The sequence below is a fragment of the Paenarthrobacter sp. NPDC089322 genome (assembly GCF_040684895.1).
Classification (GTDB): domain Bacteria; phylum Actinomycetota; class Actinomycetes; order Actinomycetales; family Micrococcaceae; genus Arthrobacter.
In genome coordinates this window covers 347649-366849 of record NZ_JBFBGW010000001.1, presented here as the reverse complement: position 1 = coordinate 366849, position 19201 = coordinate 347649, and the positions used below count along the sequence as shown (strand labels likewise).

Genomic DNA, 19201 nt, shown 5'->3' with positions numbered 1-19201 from the left:
TAACCGAAGCCTGCACAAAATAGACTGTTTCTTCGCCGTAGGAAAGCAGAACGGCGGACTGAAGGCAGCCGGAGAGGGGGGCCTGTGGCAAAGACAACGGGTAGGTCCCAACGCGGAGGGCATACGGGCGTCAGCATCGAGGACGTTGCCGCGGCTGCCGGGGTGTCAACCGCCACCGTGTCCCGGGCTGTTCGCGGATTGCCTCGGGTTTCCCCCGCAACCCGCGAAAAAATACTGGAAGTGGCGGCTTCGCTCGGATACGTCGCATCCTCGTCCGCTTCCGGGCTGGCAACCGGACGGACGCGTACCATCGGCGTCCTGGCCCCGTTCGTCAGCCGTTGGTTCTTCTCCAAAGCCATCGAGGGTGCAGACCGCGAACTGCACTCCCGCAAATACAACCTTTCCCTGTTCAACCTTGGAGGCCACGGCAGCAACCGGGAGCGGTTGTTCAGCTCCACCATGGTCTACAAACAGATCGACGCCCTCTTGGTGCTGTGTATGGCGCTCAGCGAGGAAGAGCTGGAACACCTCCACAAGATCGACATCCCCTTGGTTGTGGTTGGCGGGCACGTTGAGGATTGCGCGTACATCGGCATCAATGATTACGACGCCGCGTCCACCGCTGTGCGGCACTTGCTGGACCTGGGGCATAAAGACATCGCGCTGCTCCATGGCGACGACGAGACTGACCTTAACTTCGACGTTCCCCGCGTGCGGATCCGGGCTTTCCAGGAAGTCATGGCCGACGCCGGTTTGGAGGTCCGTCCAGAGTGGGACGAATGGGGCGATTTCACCGTGGCCAGCGGACAGCAGGCCTTCAACAGGCTCTGGAGCCAACCCGGCAGGAAGCCCACGGCGATCTTCTGCTCGTCAGACGAAATGGCAATGGGAGTTATTTTCGAGGCCGGGCGGCACGGTGTCCGGGTGCCGCAGGACCTGTCCGTCATCGGCATCGACGATCATGACTTCTCCGAGTCCCTGGGCCTCACGACTGTGGGCCAGCGGCCGGACAACCAAGCGGAACTCGCAACCAAAATGCTCCTCGACGAACTCGACGGCATCGCGGGAGCCGTGCATTCGCAGGTAGCGCCCCACCAGCTGATTATCCGGGAGACCACCGCGCCTCCCTGCGCGAACTGAGCCTGCGCAAACTGCGCGAACTGGGCAGCCAGTCCTAAGAAGCCCGCGCCAACTGCCTGATGGGGATCCACCGCGAAGCGAGCCTGCGGTAGGCAGCCGCAGCGCCGGTCATGTCGCCCTCGGCCAGGCACTCAATGCCCAGGCGGACATCCATGGGTGACTCATCCGGGTACACCTTGTCCGCAACGGCTCCGTAATCCAGTTCCACCATGGATTGCACGTGGAACAGTTCGAGCCATTCCGTAAGCTGAGTCAGGTCGTCCAGCATGTCCAGATCCGGTGCAGCCAGGGCCAAGTGGGCTACCGCGAACCTGGCCCGATCCAGTGCTTCGGTCAGCGGCGTCCACACGCGGACCGTGAGGATGTGGCCGTCCGACTCCACCACGTCCTTGCGGTCGGATTCCGCAAAGAGCGAGAACCAACTGAACGGGATGCCCCACGTGGAAGCCCGGGTGTGCACGCGCTTGGCGTCCTCGCCTGCGTTGATGCGATCGATCCTGGCTTGGTGCTTGTCCCGCTGCGAAACCGGAATCAGCAGATCCGCCAGGGGACTGTGCACGCCATCCATCAGGGCATTTGCCGCCAAGCCGGCCCGAATCACCAGTTGGCTGGGGCAGTAAAGCAGCCGCCCGGCGTCGTGATCCTTTGCTTCCCCAGCCTCTTTAGAAGCCTCAGCGCTGCCGGCGGAAGCATCAGGCGCGGCGTGCCGCCCCTGGGGAATGCGCGTCATGCGGACCAGATCGGTCCGGCCTGTAGGGAAGGGGTCACCGCCGGAGCGCGTGATACGGCCCAGCGAAGCCTGCAGCTCCGCATTTTCGACGGCGGCCCGGGAACCGATCTTGCTGCTGTCCGCGACGAGTTGGCGCTGCTGCTCCGGAGGAAACGCCTCGAGGGGCTCGTAGATGCGCAAAGACGAAGAGAACGGCAGGCCTGCCTGGCCCCGATACAGGTTTCCAGTCATGTCCGGCCGTCCCCTTTCGTCAGTCACTGTGTGCTAGTCCGCCAGCTCCACGATTACGGGGGCGTGGTCCGAGGCACCCTTGCCCTTGCGTTCTTCGCGGTCGATGGAAGCGCCGGTCACCCGTGCTGCCAGGGGAGCTGACGCGAGGCAGAAATCGATGCGCATGCCTTCCTTCTTGGGGAAGCGCAACTGCGTGTAGTCCCAGTACGTGTAGACACCGGGGCCAGGGGTGTAGGGGCGGACCACGTCCGTGAAACCGGCGGTTTCGAAGGCGTGGAACGCTGCACGCTCGGGCTCGCTGACGTGGGTGTAGTTGTTGCGGCGGAACAAGTCGATGTCCCAGACGTCGTCATCGAACGGCGCAATGTTCCAGTCGCCCATGAGCGCAATCTGGGCGTTGGGATCGGCCTGGACCCATTCCGCGGCCTGGCCCCGCAGGACCTCCAACCACTTGATCTTGTACGGCATGTGCTCGTCGTCCAGCGAGCGGCCGTTGGGAATGTAGAGGCTCCAAATGCGGATTCCGCCGCACGTGGCTGCGATCGCACGGGCTTCCTGGGCAGGGTCCTTGCCGGCCTTACCGAACGCCGGCTGGTCCACGAACGTGCGCTCGACGTCGTCCAAGCCCACGCGGGAAGCGATTGCCACGCCGTTCCACTGGTTCACGCCGAAGTGCGCTACCTCGTAACCCATGCGCTCGAAGAGCTCCCATGGGAAGTTGTCGTCCTTGCATTTGGTTTCCTGGATGGCCAGGACGTCGCAGTCGCTGCGCTCCAACCAGGCTTCGACGCGGTCTGCACGGGCGCGGAGGGAGTTCACATTCCAGGTAGCTATCTTCACAGCCACTAACTTACCGAACTTGGCGCCGAGCGCATCCCCCGGCTGCGTATTACCGCCGGGTGGATGTCAGTGCGCGTACATGAACCGCGATGAGGCACCCCGGCGGAGTTTGATGCCGCAGACGATCAGCAGCAGTCCCGCCACCACGGAGAATGCTGCCAGCAGGCCCACCATGCCAAGGAACCCGAAGCCCGGGTTGATGAGGACAAAGAGCCCAAAGAGTGCTGTGACGAATCCGGTCAGCAGCCAGACTCCCCAGCCGTTCATGGAGTCCCGCGCTGCTACGGCAAGGATCATTTCGGACAGACCAAGAACCAACGCCCACAGTCCTATGAGGACACCGAGCGCCGCTGCCGTGATTCCCGGCCACGCAAAGGCCACGAGTCCTGCAGCGATGGAAACGAAGCCACCCACCATGGTCCAGCGGGAGTGCCGCGAGGGATCGTAGAAGTAGTGCGCGACGTTGGTGAGGCCGTCCGTGACCGCGAAGACGCCGAACACGAACACCAAACCGAAGACCGTGGCCACGGGCAACGCGGCAACCAGGAGCCCGAACAGCACGGCCAAGGTTCCCCGGACCAGCAGCGCTGTTCCCGAATGCTTGAACATCTTGCGTCCTGAGGCGTCGGACATATGGCCAGCTTAATGGAATGCCGCCCACGGATACAGAGGAAGGAGGGTCCTAACGCATCCCTTCGCGGCGGATGGCGGTGGCAATCGCCGCTGCCCTGGTCTCCACGCCGAGCTTGGCGTAGATGTGGGCCAGATGGGTCTTGACGGTGGCTTCGGAGATGAAGAGCCGCTTGCCGAGGTCGCGGTTGCTCAGGCCCTGGGTCAAGAGGCTCAACAGTTCTGCCTCCCGGGGTGTGAGGATTTCGTCGGGGTTGCGCAGTTGCTGGAACAAGCGGGAGGCCACGGGTGCGCTCATCACGCTCTTGCCTTGCACCGCGCCCCTTACGGCAGCGAAAATCTCTTCCGGCGCAGCGTCCTTGAGCAGGTAACCCATGGCTCCGGCGTCCACGGCCCTGACGATGTCGGCGTCCGAATCGTACGTGGTGAACACGATGACGGCCTGCTTGGGGTTGCGTTGCCGCAGCTGCTTGATGGCCTCAATGCCGTCCATGCCGGATCCCATCGCAAGGTCCATGAGGATCACGGCCGGGCGGTGTTGTTCGGCCGCCTCCAGCGCTTCCTCACCTGAAGCAGCTTCCCCGACGACGGCGATGTCCTCCTGGGTGCCCAGCAGCGCCTTCAGTCCGCTCCGGACCACGGTGTGGTCATCCACGAGGAGCACGGAAATTGCGGTCACGGGCTCTCCTTCCGGGCATCCTCGGATCCTCTGGTTGGCAAGGGCAGTTGCGCTGCAATGATGGTGCCTTCACCCGGCGTGCTCTCCACGGACAATTCTCCGCCCAATTGCTCTACCCGTTGGCGCATTGCCCGCAAACCGTACCCTCCGGCCTCCGACGGCGGAGGTACCGCTCCGGGATCAAAGCCGCGGCCGTCGTCGAACACGTCCAAGGTGACGGCGTCAGGCAGGTACCCGAGCGTCACGCTGGCGTGCTGCGCGTGCGCGTGCAGTTTGATGTTGGCAACGGCGCTTTGCGTGACGCGAAGCAGGGCGTGCCGCACCTCTGCCGGAATCGGGACTGCCTCGCCGGTGACCTGCACTCGAACGGAGTCCACATACTGCCGGGCCGCGTGCTCCAAGGCCTCGGGCAGCGGCCCTGTTTCCAGTCCCGGCGCGGAAAGTTCGTGGACCAGGCTGCGGGTGTCGGCGAGGTTCCTTCGGAGCAGGCCGGTTGCTTTGGAGACGTCATGGTGGGCTTCGGGAGCAGGCCAGGAACGGTGCGCGGCTTCCAGGAGGAGCAGGCTGCTGGCCAGGCCTTGGGTGACTGTGTCATGGATTTCACGTGAGACACGTTCGCGTTCCGCCGCGATCCCTGCCGCCCGCTCACTCGCGGTGAGCTGCTCCTGGGCCTTGGTGACGTCGTCGAACAGTTTGCGCTGCAACGCGGCGTCCCGCTCGATCTTGTCGTAAATCACCGTGAGAAGGCCGCCTGCGGCGAGCGGCCCCAGCAGCATGGCCACGTCCGTCCAGTCGCTCATGCGGAAAAGTCCGACGGCGGTCGCACCCGCCGTCGCGCCGCCCGCCAAATGCGCGGCAACGCCATGGAAGGCTGTGCGGGTGAGGAAGAAAATGGCGAAGGAGCACCACGCGAAACTCGGGGCCGCGATCACCAGGACCGCCCAGGCCGCGATCAAGGCAACCATCCACGGCAACCAGAGCCTGCGCGCGGATGCAGGTTGCGTGCGCGCGGGTGCCGGCTGCCTGCGTGTGGTCAGGACCGCCGTCACCACATAGAGCCCGCATACGGAAGCAGCCAGGGCAATGGTCCAGAGGTTGTCCGCGGGGGAGTGGCGCATGACGTACCGTACGGACGAAGCCACCATCAACACGGCAAAGCCGGCGTGCACTACGGCGTCGATCCTGCCGTCCAGGCGACCGCCCGCCAAGGCATGACTTCCGCTCGGCTGTAAGCGTGGCTGCGTGGTGGTGGTCATCAGTGGTTCCCGTTCGGGTTGAGGGCGCTCTTTCCATGCTAGATCCCGCGCCGCTGCGGGTCTCTCCACCTTTTGGCTGATACGGCCGGCGGAAAGGCTGAGCCGGGAACCTGCACCTGGCCGATGTGCGGGTCCGGCCGCGCGGGAAGCATGGAGGTGTACAGATTTTGCCATTGCTTACCGAGGCTTACCGCAAGGAGAAACACGTGAACAAGTCCAAGAAGATGATTGCCGCTGCCGCTGCCGGGGCATTGTTGCTCACTGGCGGTGTCACAGCTGTGGCCAACGCCGTGGTCCCCGAAGCCGCACCGGCGAACGTCGCCGCAGACGTCCAGCCCGCCCCGGAGAACGTCGTAGCGCAGAACCGCATCACGGTGGCTGCCTCCAGCGCGGCGGTCAATGCTGCGCTCGCAAAATGCCAGGCGGACAAACTGCCGTTCGTGACCGTCGCCTTGGTTGACCGCTTCGGCACCGTCCAGGCGCTTCTCCGGGGCGACAACGCTGCCGAGCACACCATCGAGGCCGCCAAGCAGAAGGCCTACACCGCGGCTGCCTTCGGTGCCCCCACGAGCGAACTGGCCAAGCGCGTCAATGGCAACGGCCCGTCCATCGCCGACCTGCCCGGCACCCTCTTCCTCGCCGGCGGTGTCCCGCTCAAGGTGAACGGCGTCTCTGTGGCGGGCATCGGCGTCGGCGGTGCACCGGACGGCGCCCTCGACGAAGCGTGCGCGACCGCCGGTGCTGATGCCTTGGCCGCCGCAGCGAAGTAGCCTCGAAGCATGAACGTGGGGAAGGTGCGCGGCCCGGGCACGGGGCGGGTGAACAGTGCTGCTGTGCTGATTTCTGCTGCTCTGCTGATCGGGCTCGTGGCCGGCTGCGCGCCCACCTCACCGCCGGACTCAAGCGGTCCATCCAGCTCGACGACGGCGACGTCACCTGCCACCTCGGCAGCCCCGACCGAAGCAGCCCCTACGCAAGGTTCACCGTCGAGCACGGGTCCCGGCCCGGCGTCGTCGGCGTCCTTGCCGCCCAAACTGACACCGGAGGCACAAAGGGAAACCGACCGGCTCCTGATCCTCGCGGCAAAGGCCAACAAACCCGCGCGCGTCCGCGAGTTGATTGCTGCGGGCGGGAACGTGAATGCCAAGGACGACATCCAGGACTCGGCGTTCCTCTATGCGGGCGCGGAAGGATTCAACGAGATCCTCCACTTGACGTTGGCCGCCGGAGCCGATGTCCGAAGCATCAACAGGTATGGCGGCACTGCCCTGATCCCGGCGAGCGAGCACGGGCATACGGAAACTGTCAGGATCCTCATCGCAGCCGGGGTTCCTGTGAACCACGTCAACAACCTCGGCTGGACCGCCATGCAGGAAGCAATCCTCCTCAACAACGGCGGGCCGAACCAGCAGGACGTCGTGCGGCAGTTGCTCGCTGCCGGCGCGGACCCGGACATCCGCGACCCCCAGGGACGAACTGCCCTGCAAAACGCGGAGCGGCTCGGATTCACGGAGATCGCGGCGCTGATCCGGAACCGCTGACCCTGCCCGCCCAACTAGGTCGCAGCAGAGCTCGTTTTGAGCCGTCAAAACGTGCTCTGCTGCGACTTACTTGGGTGGTTAGAGGGCTTCGAGGATGCTCACGTAATTCGCGATGCCCACACCGCCCATGTTCTGGACCGCTCCCCGACGGGCGTTGGGAAGTTGCATGTCGCCCGCCGTGCCGCTCAGTTGCATGGCCGCGATCACGTGCTGCGACACACCGGTGGCTCCGACGGGGTGGCCCTTGGCCTTCAGGCCTCCCGACACGTTGATGGGCAGCCTCCCGTCCTTGTAAACCCAGCCCTCTTTAATGGCTCGGGAGCCCTCGCCGCGCGGGGTGAGGCCCATGGCCTCGTACATGATGAGCTCGGCGATGGTGAAGCAGTCGTGCACCTCGGCGAAGTCCAAGTCGTCCACCCCAACTCCGGCCATGCCCAGCGCCCGATCCCACGAGGCGCGGGTTGCCGCGAATTCGGTGGGATCGCGCTTCTCCGCGGGGAAAAAGTCATTCGCGTGGCCGAATCCGGCCAGGCGCACAGGTGCGGTTGCGCCGCCGGTTGCCTGCATGGAAAGCACGACGGCGGCAGCACCGTCGGAGACCGGCGAACAGTCAGTGCGGCGCAAGGGTTCGGCGACGACCGGATTCTTCTCGGAAATCGTCCGGCAGAACTCCTCGCCGAAGTCCCGGTGCATCTGTGCGTAGGGGTTGTCCATTCCGTTGCGGTGATTCTTGGCTGCGATGGAGCCGAGGACGTCGCTGAGGCCCGCTTCGAAACCGGGGCCGGCGATGCCTGCGCCGGCGCTGCCTGAACCGTAGCGCTTCTCGTAATGCTTGGCCACCTCCGCGAAGAGGCCCGTGAAGCCGGTGGTTGAGGGTTTTCCGGCCATCTCGTACGAGGCACCGAGCAGCGCGGCCCCCACAACGTCGGCTCCGGTGTCGGTCATCTTTTCAGCCCCGATCACCAGGACGTTCCGGGCCGTTCCTGCGAGCACAGCCTTCACACCCTGCTGGAAAGCCGCGGACCCTGAAGCACACGCATTCTCCGTGCGCGTCGCCGGGACGTTGGCCAGGTCCGCGGAGAGCTGCAACGCGAGGGACGAGGTGAAGCCCAGCGGCTGCATTCCCGAGTTGAACTGGCCCAGGTAGATCTCGTCGATGTCCTTGGGATCAAGGCCCGAGTTGCGGATGGCTTCCCCCGCGACCTGCACGATCAGGGATTCCAGGGTCTCGCCCGTGAGCTTACCGAACTTGCTGTGACCCCATCCCGTGAGCAGGATGTCTTTGCCGAACTGGTCCTTGAGGCTCATGCGTTGGCTCCTTCGAGGGTCTCTTCACTAGCGAGGTCCGTCAGCGCGTGGTCCGCCGGCGCCATCGTGAATTCCGCTTCTGTTTTCCCGCGGAGCTCTTCCACCGTGACGCCCGGGGCGAGGCGGGTCAGCTCAAGGCGCGTACCGCCGTCGTGGTTTTCTGCGTCCGGAACAATATCGAAAACAGCCAGGTCGGTGATGATCCGATCCACGCATTTCAGCCCCGTCAGGGGCAGGGTGCATTCAGTAACGATCTTGGCCGACCCGTCCTTGGCGTTGTGCTCGGTGAGGACCACGACGCGCGGGGTACCGGCGACCAGGTCCATGGCGCCGCCCATGCCCTTGACCATCTTGCCCGGAATGGTCCAATTAGCCAGGTCACCGCTGCCGGACACCTGCATTGCACCCAGGATGGCCACCTTGACGTGCCCCCCTCGAATCATGCCGAACGAGGTGGCGGAGTCGAAAATGCTGCCTCCGGGGGTGATAGTGACGGTTTGCTTGCCGGCGTTGATGAGGTCGGCGTCCTCTTCTCCCTCGTACGGGAACGGGCCCATGCCGAGCAGGCCGTTCTCGCTTTGGAGGACAACCCGCACGCCGTCGGGCAGGTTGTTGGCTACCAACGTGGGGATGCCGATGCCGAGGTTGACGTAGTCGCCGTCGTTGAGTTCCTCAGCCGCGATCGCGGCCATTTGGTCTCGTGTCCATGCCATGGTTGTGCTCCTTTTGCTTAAGCCGGGACGGGTTCAGGCCGCTGCCGGACCGTTCTCTGCTCGATGTCCTTGACCCGGTTGCTCGCTTGAACCAGCCGCTGGACATAGACGCCCGGGGTGACGATGTGGTTGGGATCGAGTTCTCCCGGCTGGACGATGACCTCCGCCTCGGCGATGGTCACCTTTCCCGCAGTGGCGACCACGGGGTTGAAGTTCCGCGCCGTGTAGCGGTAGATCAGGTTCCCGTCAGTATCGGCCGTGTGGGCGTGAACCAAAGCGACGTCCGCGGTGATGGCGCGCTCGCGGACGTACGTGACGCCGTCGAACTCCTCCAGAGGCTTGCCTTCCGCCACCAAGGTGCCCACGCCGGTCCGCGTGTAGAAGGCGGGGATGCCGGCGCCGCCGGCGCGGAGGCGTTCGGCGAGTGTGCCCTGGGGCGTGAACTCGACATCCAGTTTGCCTGCCAGGTACTGCTCGGCGAACAGTTTGTTCTCACCCACGTACGACGCGATGACCTTCCGGACCTGCCCGGCCTCGATGAGTACGCCGAGGCCCTTGCCATCCACGCCCATGTTGTTGGACACGATGGTAAGGTCCGTGGCGCCGGACTCGCGGACGGCGTCGATAAGGTCCGCCGGGATGCCGCTCAGGCCAAAACCCCCGACGGCGATCGTCTGGCCGTCTGCCAAAAGGTCCTGTAGCGCTTGGCCCGCGTTCGGGCGGATTTTCGACATTTGTGACTCCTCGCTGAGTGTTCCACTTTGTGGACTCTGTGGTTCCTGTATTGGAGCGTAGATTTTCGGCTGGTGGTGGTCAATGGTGCGCGGCTTCAGCGGCTCACTGTGTGGAATGTAAGCTGATAGTTGTCCATATTGTGGATGGTTTCTCTGTGGAGGGTGTTATGGCGGTGCAAGCAGCGGTTCAGAATCCGGTCCAAGGCGCCCAAGTGGTGGGGCGGGTGGCCCTCCTCCTGCGTTTGGTGGGCCGCAAGCCTGAGGGAACCTCCTTGGCGGGCTTGGTTCGTGAATCCGGTTTGACCAGGCCCACAGTGCATCGGCTGCTGACGTCGTTGGCGGCAGAGGGCTTGTTGGAACACGATTCCGGCACGGGCAAATGGGTGTTGGGGCCTGAGATCTTTCTGCTGGGGTCAGTGGCTGCTGCCCGTTTCCCGATGGAGGACATCGCGCGGCCTTCTTTGCGCAGGCTGGCTGCCGAGACCGGCGAGAGCGCATTCTTCTCGATCCGCCGCGGCAACGAGACTGTCTGTGTTCTGCGTGAGGAAGGCTCGTTTCCCGTCAGATCGTTCGTGTTGCATGAGGGCGTGCGCTTCCCGCTGGGAGTGGCATCTGCCGGAACCGCGATCATGGCGTTCCTGCCTCCGGAGGAACAAGACGCCTTCCTTGTGGATTGGGGGACGCATGCAGGGGACTTTGCCGTGGGCCATCCTGCAGACGTGGTGCGGGAGAATCTGGAACAGACCCGCCTGACTGGATATTCGGTAAACCCGGGGCTGGTCCTGGAAGGCAGTTGGGGCATGGGTGCCGCCGTGTTCGATCATCAGGGACGGCCGGCGTGGGCGTTATCCATCACAGGAATCGAGCCCCGGTTCCGTCCCGAGCGCCAGGAGTTCCTCGGCAAGTTGCTGCTGGAGGAAGCACACCGGATGACGGCGCGTTTGCAGGGCACCTGACCCAACTGGGTCGCATTAGTGCGCGTTTTGAGCCCTGAAAACGCGCACAAATGCGACCCAGTTGGGTGCGTCAGGTGAGATCAAGGCGCATGAGGACCCTCGGGAAACCGTTGAGCACGGACGTTGTCTCCGCGACCTTCTTGAACCCTGCCTTCTCAAAGAGTCGGCGCGTGCCCACATAGGCCATGGTCAGGTCCACTTTGCTGCCCTTGTTGTCCACGGGGTACCCCTCGATGGCAGGGGCGCCGTACTGTCGGGCCATGTCCACGGCACCCTCCAACAAGTGGTGCGAGATCCCCTTTCCCCTGTGTCCCGGCCTGACCCGGATGCACCACACGGACCAGACCTCCGTGTCGTCGACGCGCGGGATCTTCCGGTTCGTTGCGAAACTGGTGTCCGAGCGGGGATGAACGGCCGCCCACCCAACCACCTCGCCGCCGTCGTACGCCAGGACCCCGGGAGGCGGGTCCTCAGCAACCAGCTTCTTGACGAACTCACCGCGCTCCTTCCTTTGGAGCGCAAGGTTTTGCTTGGAAGGGACGCGGTAGCTCAGGCACCAGCACACGTTGGCGTCGGGACTTTTGGGTCCGACCATGGTCTTCACGTCGTCGAACACGGTGGCCGGGCGGACTTCGATTGCCATGCCGCCCATCGTAGACCCGGGCTCCTGGCGCAGGGCTACCCGAACGTAAACGAGTACGCCTGAATGCCTTGCGGGACCCGGACCTCAAGGGATCCCGAACGGATCTCCGGGTCATCCACGATCCTGTACAGCGTAGGCGTTCCCGAAACGGCAACGGGCGTGGTCTTGCCGTCCCGGACCACATCCAGCGATCCCTCACCGCTGACCACGATGTAGACCTGCTTCGCGTGGTAGTTGAGGGCAATCGAGGAACCCGCAGCCGTTGGGGCGATGGACTGTGTTCCAATCTCCCACGCACCCTCCAGGGCAAAACTGTCCCCGGGTTGGCCGGACGGCACGGTGTACACACCCGGCCCGGCCTTGTACGGCTCCGTACCCGCGTAATTGCCCTTCTTGGTGACGCCCAGATAGGTCTCGGGCGTGGTGGCACCTGCCGCGGGACCGTCGTCGGTCGCTTCAATCGGAGCGGGCAACTGAACGGAAGGGTTGGCCTGCTTCAACAATTCCCGGATGAGCTTTTCCGTGGTTTGGTAGCCTCCCTCGCCGAACTTGATGTGCCGGACCGTGCCCTCGGAATCGATGAGGTAGTGCGCCGGCCAGTACCGGTTCCGGTAGTTGGTCCACGTGGAGAGGTTGTTGTCGATGGCCACCGGGTAGGTGATGCCCAGGCCGTCCGCGCCGGAGACCACATTGCGGACTTCTTTCTCGAACGCGTACTCGGGGGAGTGCACGCCGATCACTTCCAAACCGGCACCCTTGTAGGCGCTGTACCAATCCGTCAGGTGGGGAATGGATCGCTGGCAGTTGATGCAGGAGTAGGCCCAGAAATCCACCAGCACCACTTTGCCGTTGAGGTCCTTCAGGTTCACGGGCTGGTTACCGGGGGTGTTGAACCATTCCTGGATGCCTTTCAGGTCCGGTGCCGTGCCGCAGGATTCCAGCTCGGCAGCGCCGTTGCTGCACTTGTCCAGGTCCCTGTTTTGCTCGTTCACGAGGCCGCCAAGGTCCAGCGCTTCCTTGACCGCCTGGTTGTCCTGGACCTGTTCCTGCAGTGTGGAGGTGTAGTCGGGGACCAGTTTCTGGAGCAGCTGCGGCAGGTTGAACACCAAGCCGATGGCCAGGAGGATCATCATGATGCCGCCTGCTGTCCGGATCTTGCGCTGGTTGCGGCGGAAGGCCTTAACCCGTTCGGCCACCCGCCGTCCGGCGAGCGCGAAGACCAGCAACGGCAGCGCGGCGCCCACGGCAAACGTCAGGGTCAGCACGATGGTTTCCGGTCCCACTTGCCCGGTGGCGCCCGCAACGGCGATGGCTGCCAGCACTGGTCCTGCACAGGGAACATAAACGACGCCGAGCGCCAGTCCCAGCACCAGCCCACCGTTCTCCGTGCCCACATGCTTCTGCGGAATCCACGAGAAGGGCTTCTCCAGGATGTGCTGGAAACGATCGAAGATCAGGCCAAGCCCAATCAGCACCAGCACCACCAGGCCAATCCAGCGCAACAAATCCTGCGGAAGGTTCAGCAGCGTCAGAAGAAACGAACCCACCAGCGTGAAGGTACTGAAGCTGATCACCAGGCCAAGGATCACCAGGTAGGGACGCCAACCCGCCTTCCGCTGTTGCCTGGCTTCGGCTTGGCGTTCGACGGCGGCGGCACGGGTTTCGGTCGCGACGGAACCGCGTTTGACGCCGGCACTCCCGGTGCCGCTGCCGGGTGACCCGGCCGCTGTGGTGCCGTCGGCGCGGAGGCCGCTGCCGCCGTCGGGCGCTTTTTGCCCCGCGCTGTTGTTGCCGGTGCGCTGCCGCGCCCCTTGGACGCCGCCCGAAAGAAAGATGACCGGCAGGACCGGCAGGATGCAGGGCGAAATCCCGGTGATCAGTCCGCCCAGCAGGCCAATGAGTGCCAATTGCAGCATTGCGTCTCCCAACGTTGCCGGGCCGCCCGCGAGATGGGGCGGCTCCGGGTTTCTGCAGGAAGTTCGGAGCCGGGCGGCGAAAGGCTTGGTCAGGGGCTAAGGAGGCTGTTACTAAGGGTGCTTCAAAACTTTTTCAATCCGGACCCATCCACCACCGTGCAACCTCCGAATAGCTGGTGAGCACAGCACCTGCCACGCCACGGCAAAGCAGGTATGTGCCATACCAGAGGACCAAACGCCCATGGTTCCACAAACAAGGAGAATGACATGTTGTCCACAAAGCGCCCCGCCCTCGCCTTCGTTGGCCTCACTGCAGCCGCCCTTCTCGGACTCACGGCCTGTGGTGGCTCAAGCAGCTCCAGCACTCCCGCTTCTTCTTCGGCCGCCCCGGAGACGTCGTCAGCGGCACCGTCGCCGTCGCCCTCCATGAGCAGTGCCGCCATGGACCCCGCCCGTGACCTCGTGGGTCCCGGCTGCGCAGGATACGCGGCGCAGGTCCCGGACGGCCCCGGCTCGGTGGTGGGCATGTCCCAGGATCCGGTTGCTGTTGCTGCATCAAACAACCCGCTGCTGAAAACCCTGACCGCCGCTGTCTCGGGCCAGCTCAACCCTAAAGTGGACCTGGTTTCCACGCTGAACGGCAGCGAGTTCACGGTCTTCGCCCCAGTTGACGACGCGTTCGCCAAGATCGACGCCGCCACGATCGAAACACTCAAGACGGACGATGCCCTGCTGACCAAGATCCTCACCTACCATGTGGTTCCCGGCCAGCTGACCCCGGACCAGGTGGTGGGCACCCACAAGACCGTCCAGGGTGGCGAAGTGACTGTCGGTGGCACCAAGGACGCCCTCACGGTTGATGGCGCCAACGTGATCTGCGGCGGTGTCCACACCGCCAATGCCACCGTTTACCTTGTTGATTCGGTGCTGATGCCTAAGTAAGCCCTGGGGCTTCCGGCCATTGAACAGCACTAACAAAAAAGCAGGCGCCGGATCTCCGGCGCCTGCTTTGCTGTGGTGTTGTAGCCAGGACTAGCGGCCCAGGTCGCTGTCCACGTAGGACCCGGCCCGGCTGTGTTCGGAACCGCACGGACAACCACCGTTGAGCTCAACGCGGACGGTCACGGGCTTGGAAGCATCCACGGTGAAAGACACCTGCTCCTTGGACTCGTTGATCACGCGAAGAGTGCTTTCTTCTACTGGGTTTGGGGACATGGCATTACCTTACTGCTGGTCTTTGGGGGAGTTGGGCCGGTTTTCCTGTCCGGGACGGTCTTCAACCGCCGGGATGCTGCCTGTGGGCGTGCCGCCAGGACAGTCCGAGTCCGAGCATTTTTCAGCGCATTCATGCTTGGTCACGAGGTCGAATTGAACCCCGCCGTGCTGTTCGACTCCGGTGCGGATAGCCCGTTCCACCACGGAGTTGGCAAGGCGTCGCCGCAGGGACAAGGGATCGCGTCGCAAGTCCTTGACCAAGGCGAAGCAGAGCAGCAGCATGACCAGGATGAACGGCAGTGCCGCTACGATCGTGACCCTTTGGAGGCCGGACAAGGCTTCTGATGGCTCATCACCGCCGGCCAGCATCATGACGGCCGCCACGGCGCCGGTCAGGCTGCCCCAGAAGATCACCACTCCACGACGGGGATGTTCAGCACCATTGGAGCTGAGCGATCCCATCACGATGGAGGCGGCGTCGGCACCGGTGACGAAGAAGATCGCTACCAGGACCATGGCCAGCACGATGACGGCTGCTGTGAGCCACTCCGGCATGCCAAGGTTCTTGACCAGATCGAAAAGCGCGCCATCGAAGTTGATGGATGGAGCGCCGTCGACCATTGTCACCAGGCCGGGAGTGCCGGCTTTGTCAGCTTCCTGCTGGACGTTGAAGGCGGCGCCGCCGAAGATGCCGAACCAGATGACGCTGACGATGCTTGGTACCAGCAGCACACCGGTGACGAATTGGCGGATGGTGCGGCCGCGGCTGATCCGTGCGATGAACATACCGACGAAGGGCGTCCAGGAAATCCACCAAGCCCAGTAGAAGATGGTCCAGCCGGTCATCCAGCTGCGCAGGGCTTCGTCTCCCACGGCCTCGGTCCGGGAGGACATTTCGGCGAGGTCGCGGGCGTAGTCGCCCACGGCGGAGGGGATCAGGTTGAGGATGAACAGCGTGGGTCCTGCGACAAAAACGATAAGGGCGAGGATGACGGCAAGGACCATGTTGATGTTGGACAGCCACTGGATGCCCCGGCTGATGCCCGATACGGCGGACGCCACGAAGCAGAAGGTCAGGATGGCGACGATCACCACAAGGATGGGCGTGCCGATTTCACCGAACCAGCCATTGGAGGTCATGCCGCTGCCGATCTGGAGGGCGCCCAGGCCCAGGGACGCCGCGGTTCCGAAGAGCGTGGCGAAGATGGCCAGGATGTTGATGAACTTCCCGAGCGGACCTTCCACCATCCGGATGCCGAAAAGCGAGGTGAAGGCTGCGGAAACCAGTTGCTTGCGGCCGAGCCGGTAGGTGCCGTACGCCATCGCAATGCCGACTACTGCGTACATGGCCCAAGGGTGCAGGGTCCAGTGGAAGAGCGAGGTGGCCATGGCGGTCTGGATGGCGTCCGGCGTACGGCCGTCGACCGTGCCCGGCGGAGGCGAAATGTAGTGGTACAGCGGTTCGGCCACGCCGTAGAACATGAGCCCGATGCCCATGCCGGCAGCGAACATCATCGCCACCCAGGAGACGGTGCGGAACTCGGGCTTCTCACCGTCCTTGCCGAGCGGGATGTTGCCGAACTTGCCCAGGGCAAGCCACAACACGAAGATCACGAACAACGAGGCGAGGACCATGAACAGCCAGCCTGTGTACTCCATGACCCAGTTGAGGGCTCCCTTGGAGGTTTCAGAGAGGCTGTCCCTTCCGACGAAACCCCAGACCACGAAGGCGACGGCGATGGCGCCCGTGATTCCGAAGGTGACTTTGTCGAGGGTAAGTTTGCGGTTCCGGCGGGCCGATACGGCCTGCTCGGTCTTGGCCGTGCGCAGTTCTTCCAGGATCTGTTCGTATTCCTCAGCGTCCGGAAGAGCTTCTACCCCTCCTTCCTCAGCGTCGAGGACTGCAGGGTTTGTTTCGTCGGGGGAGACGCTGATGATGTCCTCAGGCGTTTCCCCGCGGGTGCGTTTGTTTGCAGCTGGAGGGGTATCTGCCAGTGCATCGTCGGCAGGTAACTCCTCGGGTGTTAAGGGTTTTGTGTCACTGTTTATAGCCATGAGCGGGTCCTTTGCTCGGCGAGTCATGGGCTTGTGTTTATACATGGCCCTGGGGTGTGGGACCGGGGGGAAGGTTGGGGGCTTCCTCCGATTCGTGAACCATGGTGGGCCGTAATGCCTCCCCGGATGTGAGTTCACGCAGCGGGTAGGCGTTGTGCATGTGGCACCTCATCTGGTTCTTCTGGTGGTTCTGAGTCAGGTTGATTCGGCGCCGGGCCGGGAGCCTGGCATGCGTTCCGCAAGAATCAACAACATTCGCGGTAAGCAACAGAGTGCGCCCCGTCACACTCAAAGTCAAGGCTTTTCGGCTGTTTAACGACAACTTGATATATCAATTGGCTTATAGGGGCATTGTTGCGTATCATGATCATCGTTGCGCAATGACCATTTGCCACGTGGTGCGCACAGGCTTGGTTAGCCGGAGCTCCAGGCGGCTTAGCGGTGCCTGTAGCCCATCTTGGCGCTAATGGTGAGACCGGCCTCGCGAAGCCCTTCAATGAGCCCGGGATGGTCCTCAGGTGCGAACCGGAACGCCGGCCCGGAGATGCTGACTGCGGCAATCACGTTGCCCAGATGGTTGAAGATCGGCACAGCAACGGCAGTAAGGCCGATCTCGAACTCCTCGTGCACCACGGCATAACCGTTCCGTGCGACGTCCAGCAGCTGCTTCTCGAGCTCACCGCGGTTGGTTACCGTGCGGGGCGTCCGGGCAGGCAGCCCCACGGCCTTGAAGACCTGGCTGCGTTCATCGGCTGTCAGGGCCGCCAGCAGGACCTTTCCGCTTGAGGTGGCATGCAAGGGCGTCAGGCTGCCCACCCAGTCGTAGGTGGCGAGTGTGGAGGGCCCCATGGCCTGATCCACATTGACGGCGTAGTTGGAGCGCAACACAGCCAGGTTGACGGTCTCCTTGTACTCGGCCGCGAGTGCTTCCAGGACCTCCCGGGCCTCGTGCACCACGCTTAGCCTGCCCGGAATGGAGGAGGCCAGGCGGAGGATTCCGAAGCCCAGCTGGTACTTGCCCCTTTCGCTGTTCTGCCGCACCAGTTCCCTCGTGACAAGCGAGCCCACCAGCCTGGACACAGTGGACTTGTGCACGCCCATTTCCTCGGCGATTTCACTGACGCCGGCATCGCCCTCGCGGGCCAGGATTTCCAGGATCTGGAGTGCGCGGTCCACTGACTGGACGCCGCCGCCTTGGGCGTCTGCGTCCTTGTCGATGTCCGGGTTGCTGCGTGCTGCCATGATCCTCATCCTAGACGGACACGTACGCAAGGACCCGGGAGCTGGGAGGTTCGCGTCAGCCGGGTGTTGTCCACGGCAGGGCCATGACCGGAACAGCTTCACCCGCTTCGACGCCTTCAGGCGGAACAGCCATGACACCGTCCGCCCAAGCCAGCCCCCGCATCATGCCCGGGCCGGTGTGGGAGGCCGGAACGGCGAGTCCATGGACGAAAGTGCAGGGCACCAGCCGCGTCCTGCCGGGGTCCGGTTCGAAGTCCGCTCCGGAGGTCAGGACGCCGGTCGCAGGTACGGACCGGTTTCCGAGGGCTGCCAGCAGTGGCTCGCCAATCGTTAGGAGGGCGATCATGGCGGCCAGCGGATTTCCCGGGAGCCCGATGACGAAGCGGCCGTCCGGAAGTTCGGCCAGCACTGCGGGGTGTCCCGGCCGCATTGCGATCCCGTCAAGCACCAGGCGCCCGCCCAGGGCGTCCACTGCCCTCCGGAAATGATCCGTTCCGGATTTCCCGGTACCGCCGGTAGTGATGGTGACGTCCGCCCGCCGGTCACTGGGCGGGCCGGGCCGGTCACCGTGCGGGCCCGCCAGGGCGGTGATCCATTCCTGATAGGAGTCCCCGATCCTGCGCTGCCCGCTGGGCACGCCGCCAAGCTGGGAAATGACCGTGGCCAATTGCGGCCCGAAAGTATCGCGGACCTGGCCGGGTGCAGGCTCGCCTGCCGTCACAACCTCGGAGCCGGTAAGAACGACGGCGACCACGGGCTTGCGCTGTACGCTCACCTGGTCATGGCCGGCCACGGCGGCGAGGGCAATGTGCGCGGGGTTCAGGAGGGTGCCTGCGGGGATGAGGACATCGCCCGCGGACGCTTCCTCGCCTGCGGGTCGGATGTGGCGGCCAGGAAGTTCTTCGCCGGCCTTCGCGTCGGGGTTGGGAGCGAGGTACCGGGTGCCTGACGCGTCGGCGGTCACCAGGCCGCTTTCCTTGCGGAGGATGCCCGCAGCACCTTCGGGCACCAGTCCGCCGGTGGCGATGATGCTCGCTTCACCGGGAGCGAGGGCCGTCGCTGCCGCAGAGAGGGCCTTCCCCGGGATGGCCGTCCCTTTAAGGATCCAGGGCGCGCTGCCGTTGAACGCCCAGCCATCCATGGCGGAAGAAGCGTAATGCGGTATGGCCTGGCGCGCGATCACGTCCGAGGTGAGCGCACGTCCTATGCCCTCCGCGAGCGGTACTGACACTGATCCGAGCGGACGGGCGCAGTGGTAGGCCACGTGGCGCGCTTCGGACCACGTGGGTGCGTGATCCTTGCCGCAGGACATGTGAAATGTGGGAACATCGGTGACTTCTTGTGCGAGCATGAATGCCCATTTCCTGATCTG

General features: G+C 64.1%; 19 protein-coding genes. 5 read left to right on the top strand and 14 right to left on the bottom strand.

Annotated features, from left to right (window positions below; genetic code table 11):
* The first annotated feature begins 84 nt into the window (after positions 1-84).
* A complete protein-coding gene (locus AB0N65_RS01710; RefSeq protein WP_364156806.1) occupies positions 85-1140 on the top strand; it encodes a LacI family DNA-binding transcriptional regulator in 1056 nt (351 codons plus the stop codon).
* Positions 1141-1174: 34 nt separating this feature from the next.
* Here AB0N65_RS01710 and AB0N65_RS01705 read toward each other — a convergent pair whose 3' ends face one another.
* From AB0N65_RS01705 to AB0N65_RS01685, 5 genes are all read right to left on the bottom strand, one after another.
* Entirely contained in the window at positions 1175-2101 is a 927-nt protein-coding gene (locus AB0N65_RS01705; protein ID WP_364156804.1) for a hypothetical protein, read from the bottom strand.
* 33 nt (positions 2102-2134) lie between these two features.
* Positions 2135-2941: an exodeoxyribonuclease III gene (locus AB0N65_RS01700; RefSeq protein ID WP_364156802.1), complete on the bottom strand. Its 807-nt coding sequence runs from the start codon at positions 2939-2941 to the stop codon at positions 2135-2137.
* 66 nt (positions 2942-3007) lie between these two features.
* The gene (locus AB0N65_RS01695; protein WP_364156800.1) at positions 3008-3574 is read right to left on the bottom strand and encodes a DUF308 domain-containing protein; all 567 of its coding nucleotides are present in this window, start codon (positions 3572-3574) and stop codon (positions 3008-3010) included.
* Positions 3575-3623: 49 nt separating this feature from the next.
* Positions 3624-4250, bottom strand: a complete 627-nt coding sequence (locus AB0N65_RS01690) for a response regulator transcription factor (RefSeq protein WP_364156797.1) — start codon at positions 4248-4250, stop codon at positions 3624-3626.
* Positions 4247-5506 carry a sensor histidine kinase gene (locus AB0N65_RS01685; RefSeq protein ID WP_364156794.1) on the bottom strand — a complete coding sequence of 420 codons (1260 nt, stop codon included), beginning with the start codon at positions 5504-5506 and terminating at the stop codon, positions 4247-4249. The genes AB0N65_RS01690 and AB0N65_RS01685 overlap by 4 nt, the downstream gene beginning before the upstream one ends.
* Positions 5507-5712: 206 nt before the next feature.
* Between AB0N65_RS01685 and AB0N65_RS01680 the strand changes: the two genes are divergently transcribed.
* Positions 5713-6276 carry a heme-binding protein gene (locus AB0N65_RS01680; protein WP_364156792.1) on the top strand — a complete coding sequence of 188 codons (564 nt, stop codon included), beginning with the start codon at positions 5713-5715 and terminating at the stop codon, positions 6274-6276.
* Positions 6277-6285: 9 nt separating this feature from the next.
* Entirely contained in the window at positions 6286-7047 is a 762-nt protein-coding gene (locus AB0N65_RS01675) for an ankyrin repeat domain-containing protein (protein ID WP_364156789.1), read from the top strand.
* 78 nt (positions 7048-7125) lie between these two features.
* On the opposite strand, the gene AB0N65_RS01670 is transcribed toward AB0N65_RS01675, so the two are convergent.
* The 3 genes from AB0N65_RS01670 to AB0N65_RS01660 are packed head-to-tail and all read right to left on the bottom strand — an operon-like array spanning position 7126 to position 9802.
* Complete coding sequence (locus tag AB0N65_RS01670; RefSeq protein WP_364156787.1) at positions 7126-8355, bottom strand: acetyl-CoA acetyltransferase; 1230 nt, start codon at positions 8353-8355, stop codon at positions 7126-7128.
* Entirely contained in the window at positions 8352-9068 is a 717-nt protein-coding gene (locus AB0N65_RS01665; protein ID WP_364156784.1) for a CoA transferase subunit B, read from the bottom strand. Before AB0N65_RS01665 ends, AB0N65_RS01670 begins: the two co-directional genes overlap by 4 nt.
* A gap of 17 nt (positions 9069-9085) precedes the next feature.
* A complete protein-coding gene (locus tag AB0N65_RS01660; RefSeq protein WP_364156782.1) occupies positions 9086-9802 on the bottom strand; it encodes a CoA transferase subunit A in 717 nt (238 codons plus the stop codon).
* A 167-nt stretch (positions 9803-9969) separates the two neighbouring features.
* Here AB0N65_RS01660 and AB0N65_RS01655 point away from each other — a divergent pair, with 167 nt between their 5' ends.
* On the top strand, positions 9970-10758 hold the full coding sequence (locus AB0N65_RS01655) for an IclR family transcriptional regulator (RefSeq protein ID WP_364156779.1): 789 nt from the start codon (positions 9970-9972) through the stop codon (positions 10756-10758).
* Positions 10759-10828: 70 nt separating this feature from the next.
* Here the strand turns inward: AB0N65_RS01655 and AB0N65_RS01650 are convergent, their stop codons facing one another.
* Positions 10829-11401, bottom strand: a complete 573-nt coding sequence (locus AB0N65_RS01650) for a GNAT family N-acetyltransferase (RefSeq protein WP_364156776.1) — start codon at positions 11399-11401, stop codon at positions 10829-10831.
* Positions 11402-11436: 35 nt separating this feature from the next.
* Entirely contained in the window at positions 11437-13317 is a 1881-nt protein-coding gene (locus AB0N65_RS01645) for a cytochrome c biogenesis protein CcdA (protein ID WP_364156773.1), read from the bottom strand.
* A 267-nt stretch (positions 13318-13584) separates the two neighbouring features.
* On the opposite strand from AB0N65_RS01645, the gene AB0N65_RS01640 reads away from it, so the two are divergent.
* On the top strand, positions 13585-14259 hold the full coding sequence (locus AB0N65_RS01640; protein WP_364156769.1) for a fasciclin domain-containing protein: 675 nt from the start codon (positions 13585-13587) through the stop codon (positions 14257-14259).
* A gap of 90 nt (positions 14260-14349) precedes the next feature.
* Here AB0N65_RS01640 and AB0N65_RS01635 read toward each other — a convergent pair whose 3' ends face one another.
* The 4 genes from AB0N65_RS01635 to AB0N65_RS01620 all read right to left on the bottom strand — a co-directional run bounded on the left by AB0N65_RS01635 (position 14350) and on the right by AB0N65_RS01620 (position 19180).
* Positions 14350-14532, bottom strand: coding sequence for a hypothetical protein (locus tag AB0N65_RS01635; protein WP_364156766.1), 183 nt, complete (start codon positions 14530-14532; stop codon positions 14350-14352).
* Positions 14533-14541: 9 nt separating this feature from the next.
* A complete protein-coding gene (locus tag AB0N65_RS01630) occupies positions 14542-16587 on the bottom strand; it encodes a BCCT family transporter (RefSeq protein WP_364156763.1) in 2046 nt (681 codons plus the stop codon).
* Between the two features lie 435 nt (positions 16588-17022).
* Positions 17023-17829, bottom strand: a complete 807-nt coding sequence (locus tag AB0N65_RS01625) for an IclR family transcriptional regulator (RefSeq protein ID WP_364156760.1) — start codon at positions 17827-17829, stop codon at positions 17023-17025.
* Between the two features lie 55 nt (positions 17830-17884).
* Positions 17885-19180 carry a molybdopterin molybdotransferase MoeA gene (locus AB0N65_RS01620; RefSeq protein WP_364156757.1) on the bottom strand — a complete coding sequence of 432 codons (1296 nt, stop codon included), beginning with the start codon at positions 19178-19180 and terminating at the stop codon, positions 17885-17887.
* Positions 19181-19201: the final 21 nt, after the last annotated feature.

What these genes read in the sequence shown, in the direction of transcription:
- AB0N65_RS01705 (WP_364156804.1), bottom strand. Translation starts at nt 2,101, where the DNA reads ATGACTGGAAACCTGTATCGGGGCCAGGCAGGCCTGCCGTTCTCTTCG.
- AB0N65_RS01695 (WP_364156800.1), bottom strand. Translation starts at nt 3,574, where the DNA reads ATGTCCGACGCCTCAGGACGCAAGATGTTCAAGCATTCGGGAACAGCG.
- AB0N65_RS01685 (WP_364156794.1), bottom strand. Translation starts at nt 5,506, where the DNA reads ATGACCACCACCACGCAGCCACGCTTACAGCCGAGCGGAAGTCATGCC.
- AB0N65_RS01675 (WP_364156789.1), top strand. Translation starts at nt 6,286, where the DNA reads ATGAACGTGGGGAAGGTGCGCGGCCCGGGCACGGGGCGGGTGAACAGT.
- AB0N65_RS01670 (WP_364156787.1), bottom strand. Translation starts at nt 8,355, where the DNA reads ATGAGCCTCAAGGACCAGTTCGGCAAAGACATCCTGCTCACGGGATGG.
- AB0N65_RS01665 (WP_364156784.1), bottom strand. Translation starts at nt 9,068, where the DNA reads ATGGCATGGACACGAGACCAAATGGCCGCGATCGCGGCTGAGGAACTC.
- AB0N65_RS01660 (WP_364156782.1), bottom strand. Translation starts at nt 9,802, where the DNA reads ATGTCGAAAATCCGCCCGAACGCGGGCCAAGCGCTACAGGACCTTTTG.
- AB0N65_RS01655 (WP_364156779.1), top strand. Translation starts at nt 9,970, where the DNA reads ATGGCGGTGCAAGCAGCGGTTCAGAATCCGGTCCAAGGCGCCCAAGTG.
- AB0N65_RS01650 (WP_364156776.1), bottom strand. Translation starts at nt 11,401, where the DNA reads ATGGCAATCGAAGTCCGCCCGGCCACCGTGTTCGACGACGTGAAGACC.
- AB0N65_RS01645 (WP_364156773.1), bottom strand. Translation starts at nt 13,317, where the DNA reads ATGCTGCAATTGGCACTCATTGGCCTGCTGGGCGGACTGATCACCGGG.
- AB0N65_RS01640 (WP_364156769.1), top strand. Translation starts at nt 13,585, where the DNA reads ATGTTGTCCACAAAGCGCCCCGCCCTCGCCTTCGTTGGCCTCACTGCA.
- AB0N65_RS01635 (WP_364156766.1), bottom strand. Translation starts at nt 14,532, where the DNA reads ATGTCCCCAAACCCAGTAGAAGAAAGCACTCTTCGCGTGATCAACGAG.
- AB0N65_RS01630 (WP_364156763.1), bottom strand. Translation starts at nt 16,587, where the DNA reads ATGGCTATAAACAGTGACACAAAACCCTTAACACCCGAGGAGTTACCT.
- AB0N65_RS01625 (WP_364156760.1), bottom strand. Translation starts at nt 17,829, where the DNA reads ATGGCAGCACGCAGCAACCCGGACATCGACAAGGACGCAGACGCCCAA.
- AB0N65_RS01620 (WP_364156757.1), bottom strand. Translation starts at nt 19,180, where the DNA reads ATGCTCGCACAAGAAGTCACCGATGTTCCCACATTTCACATGTCCTGC.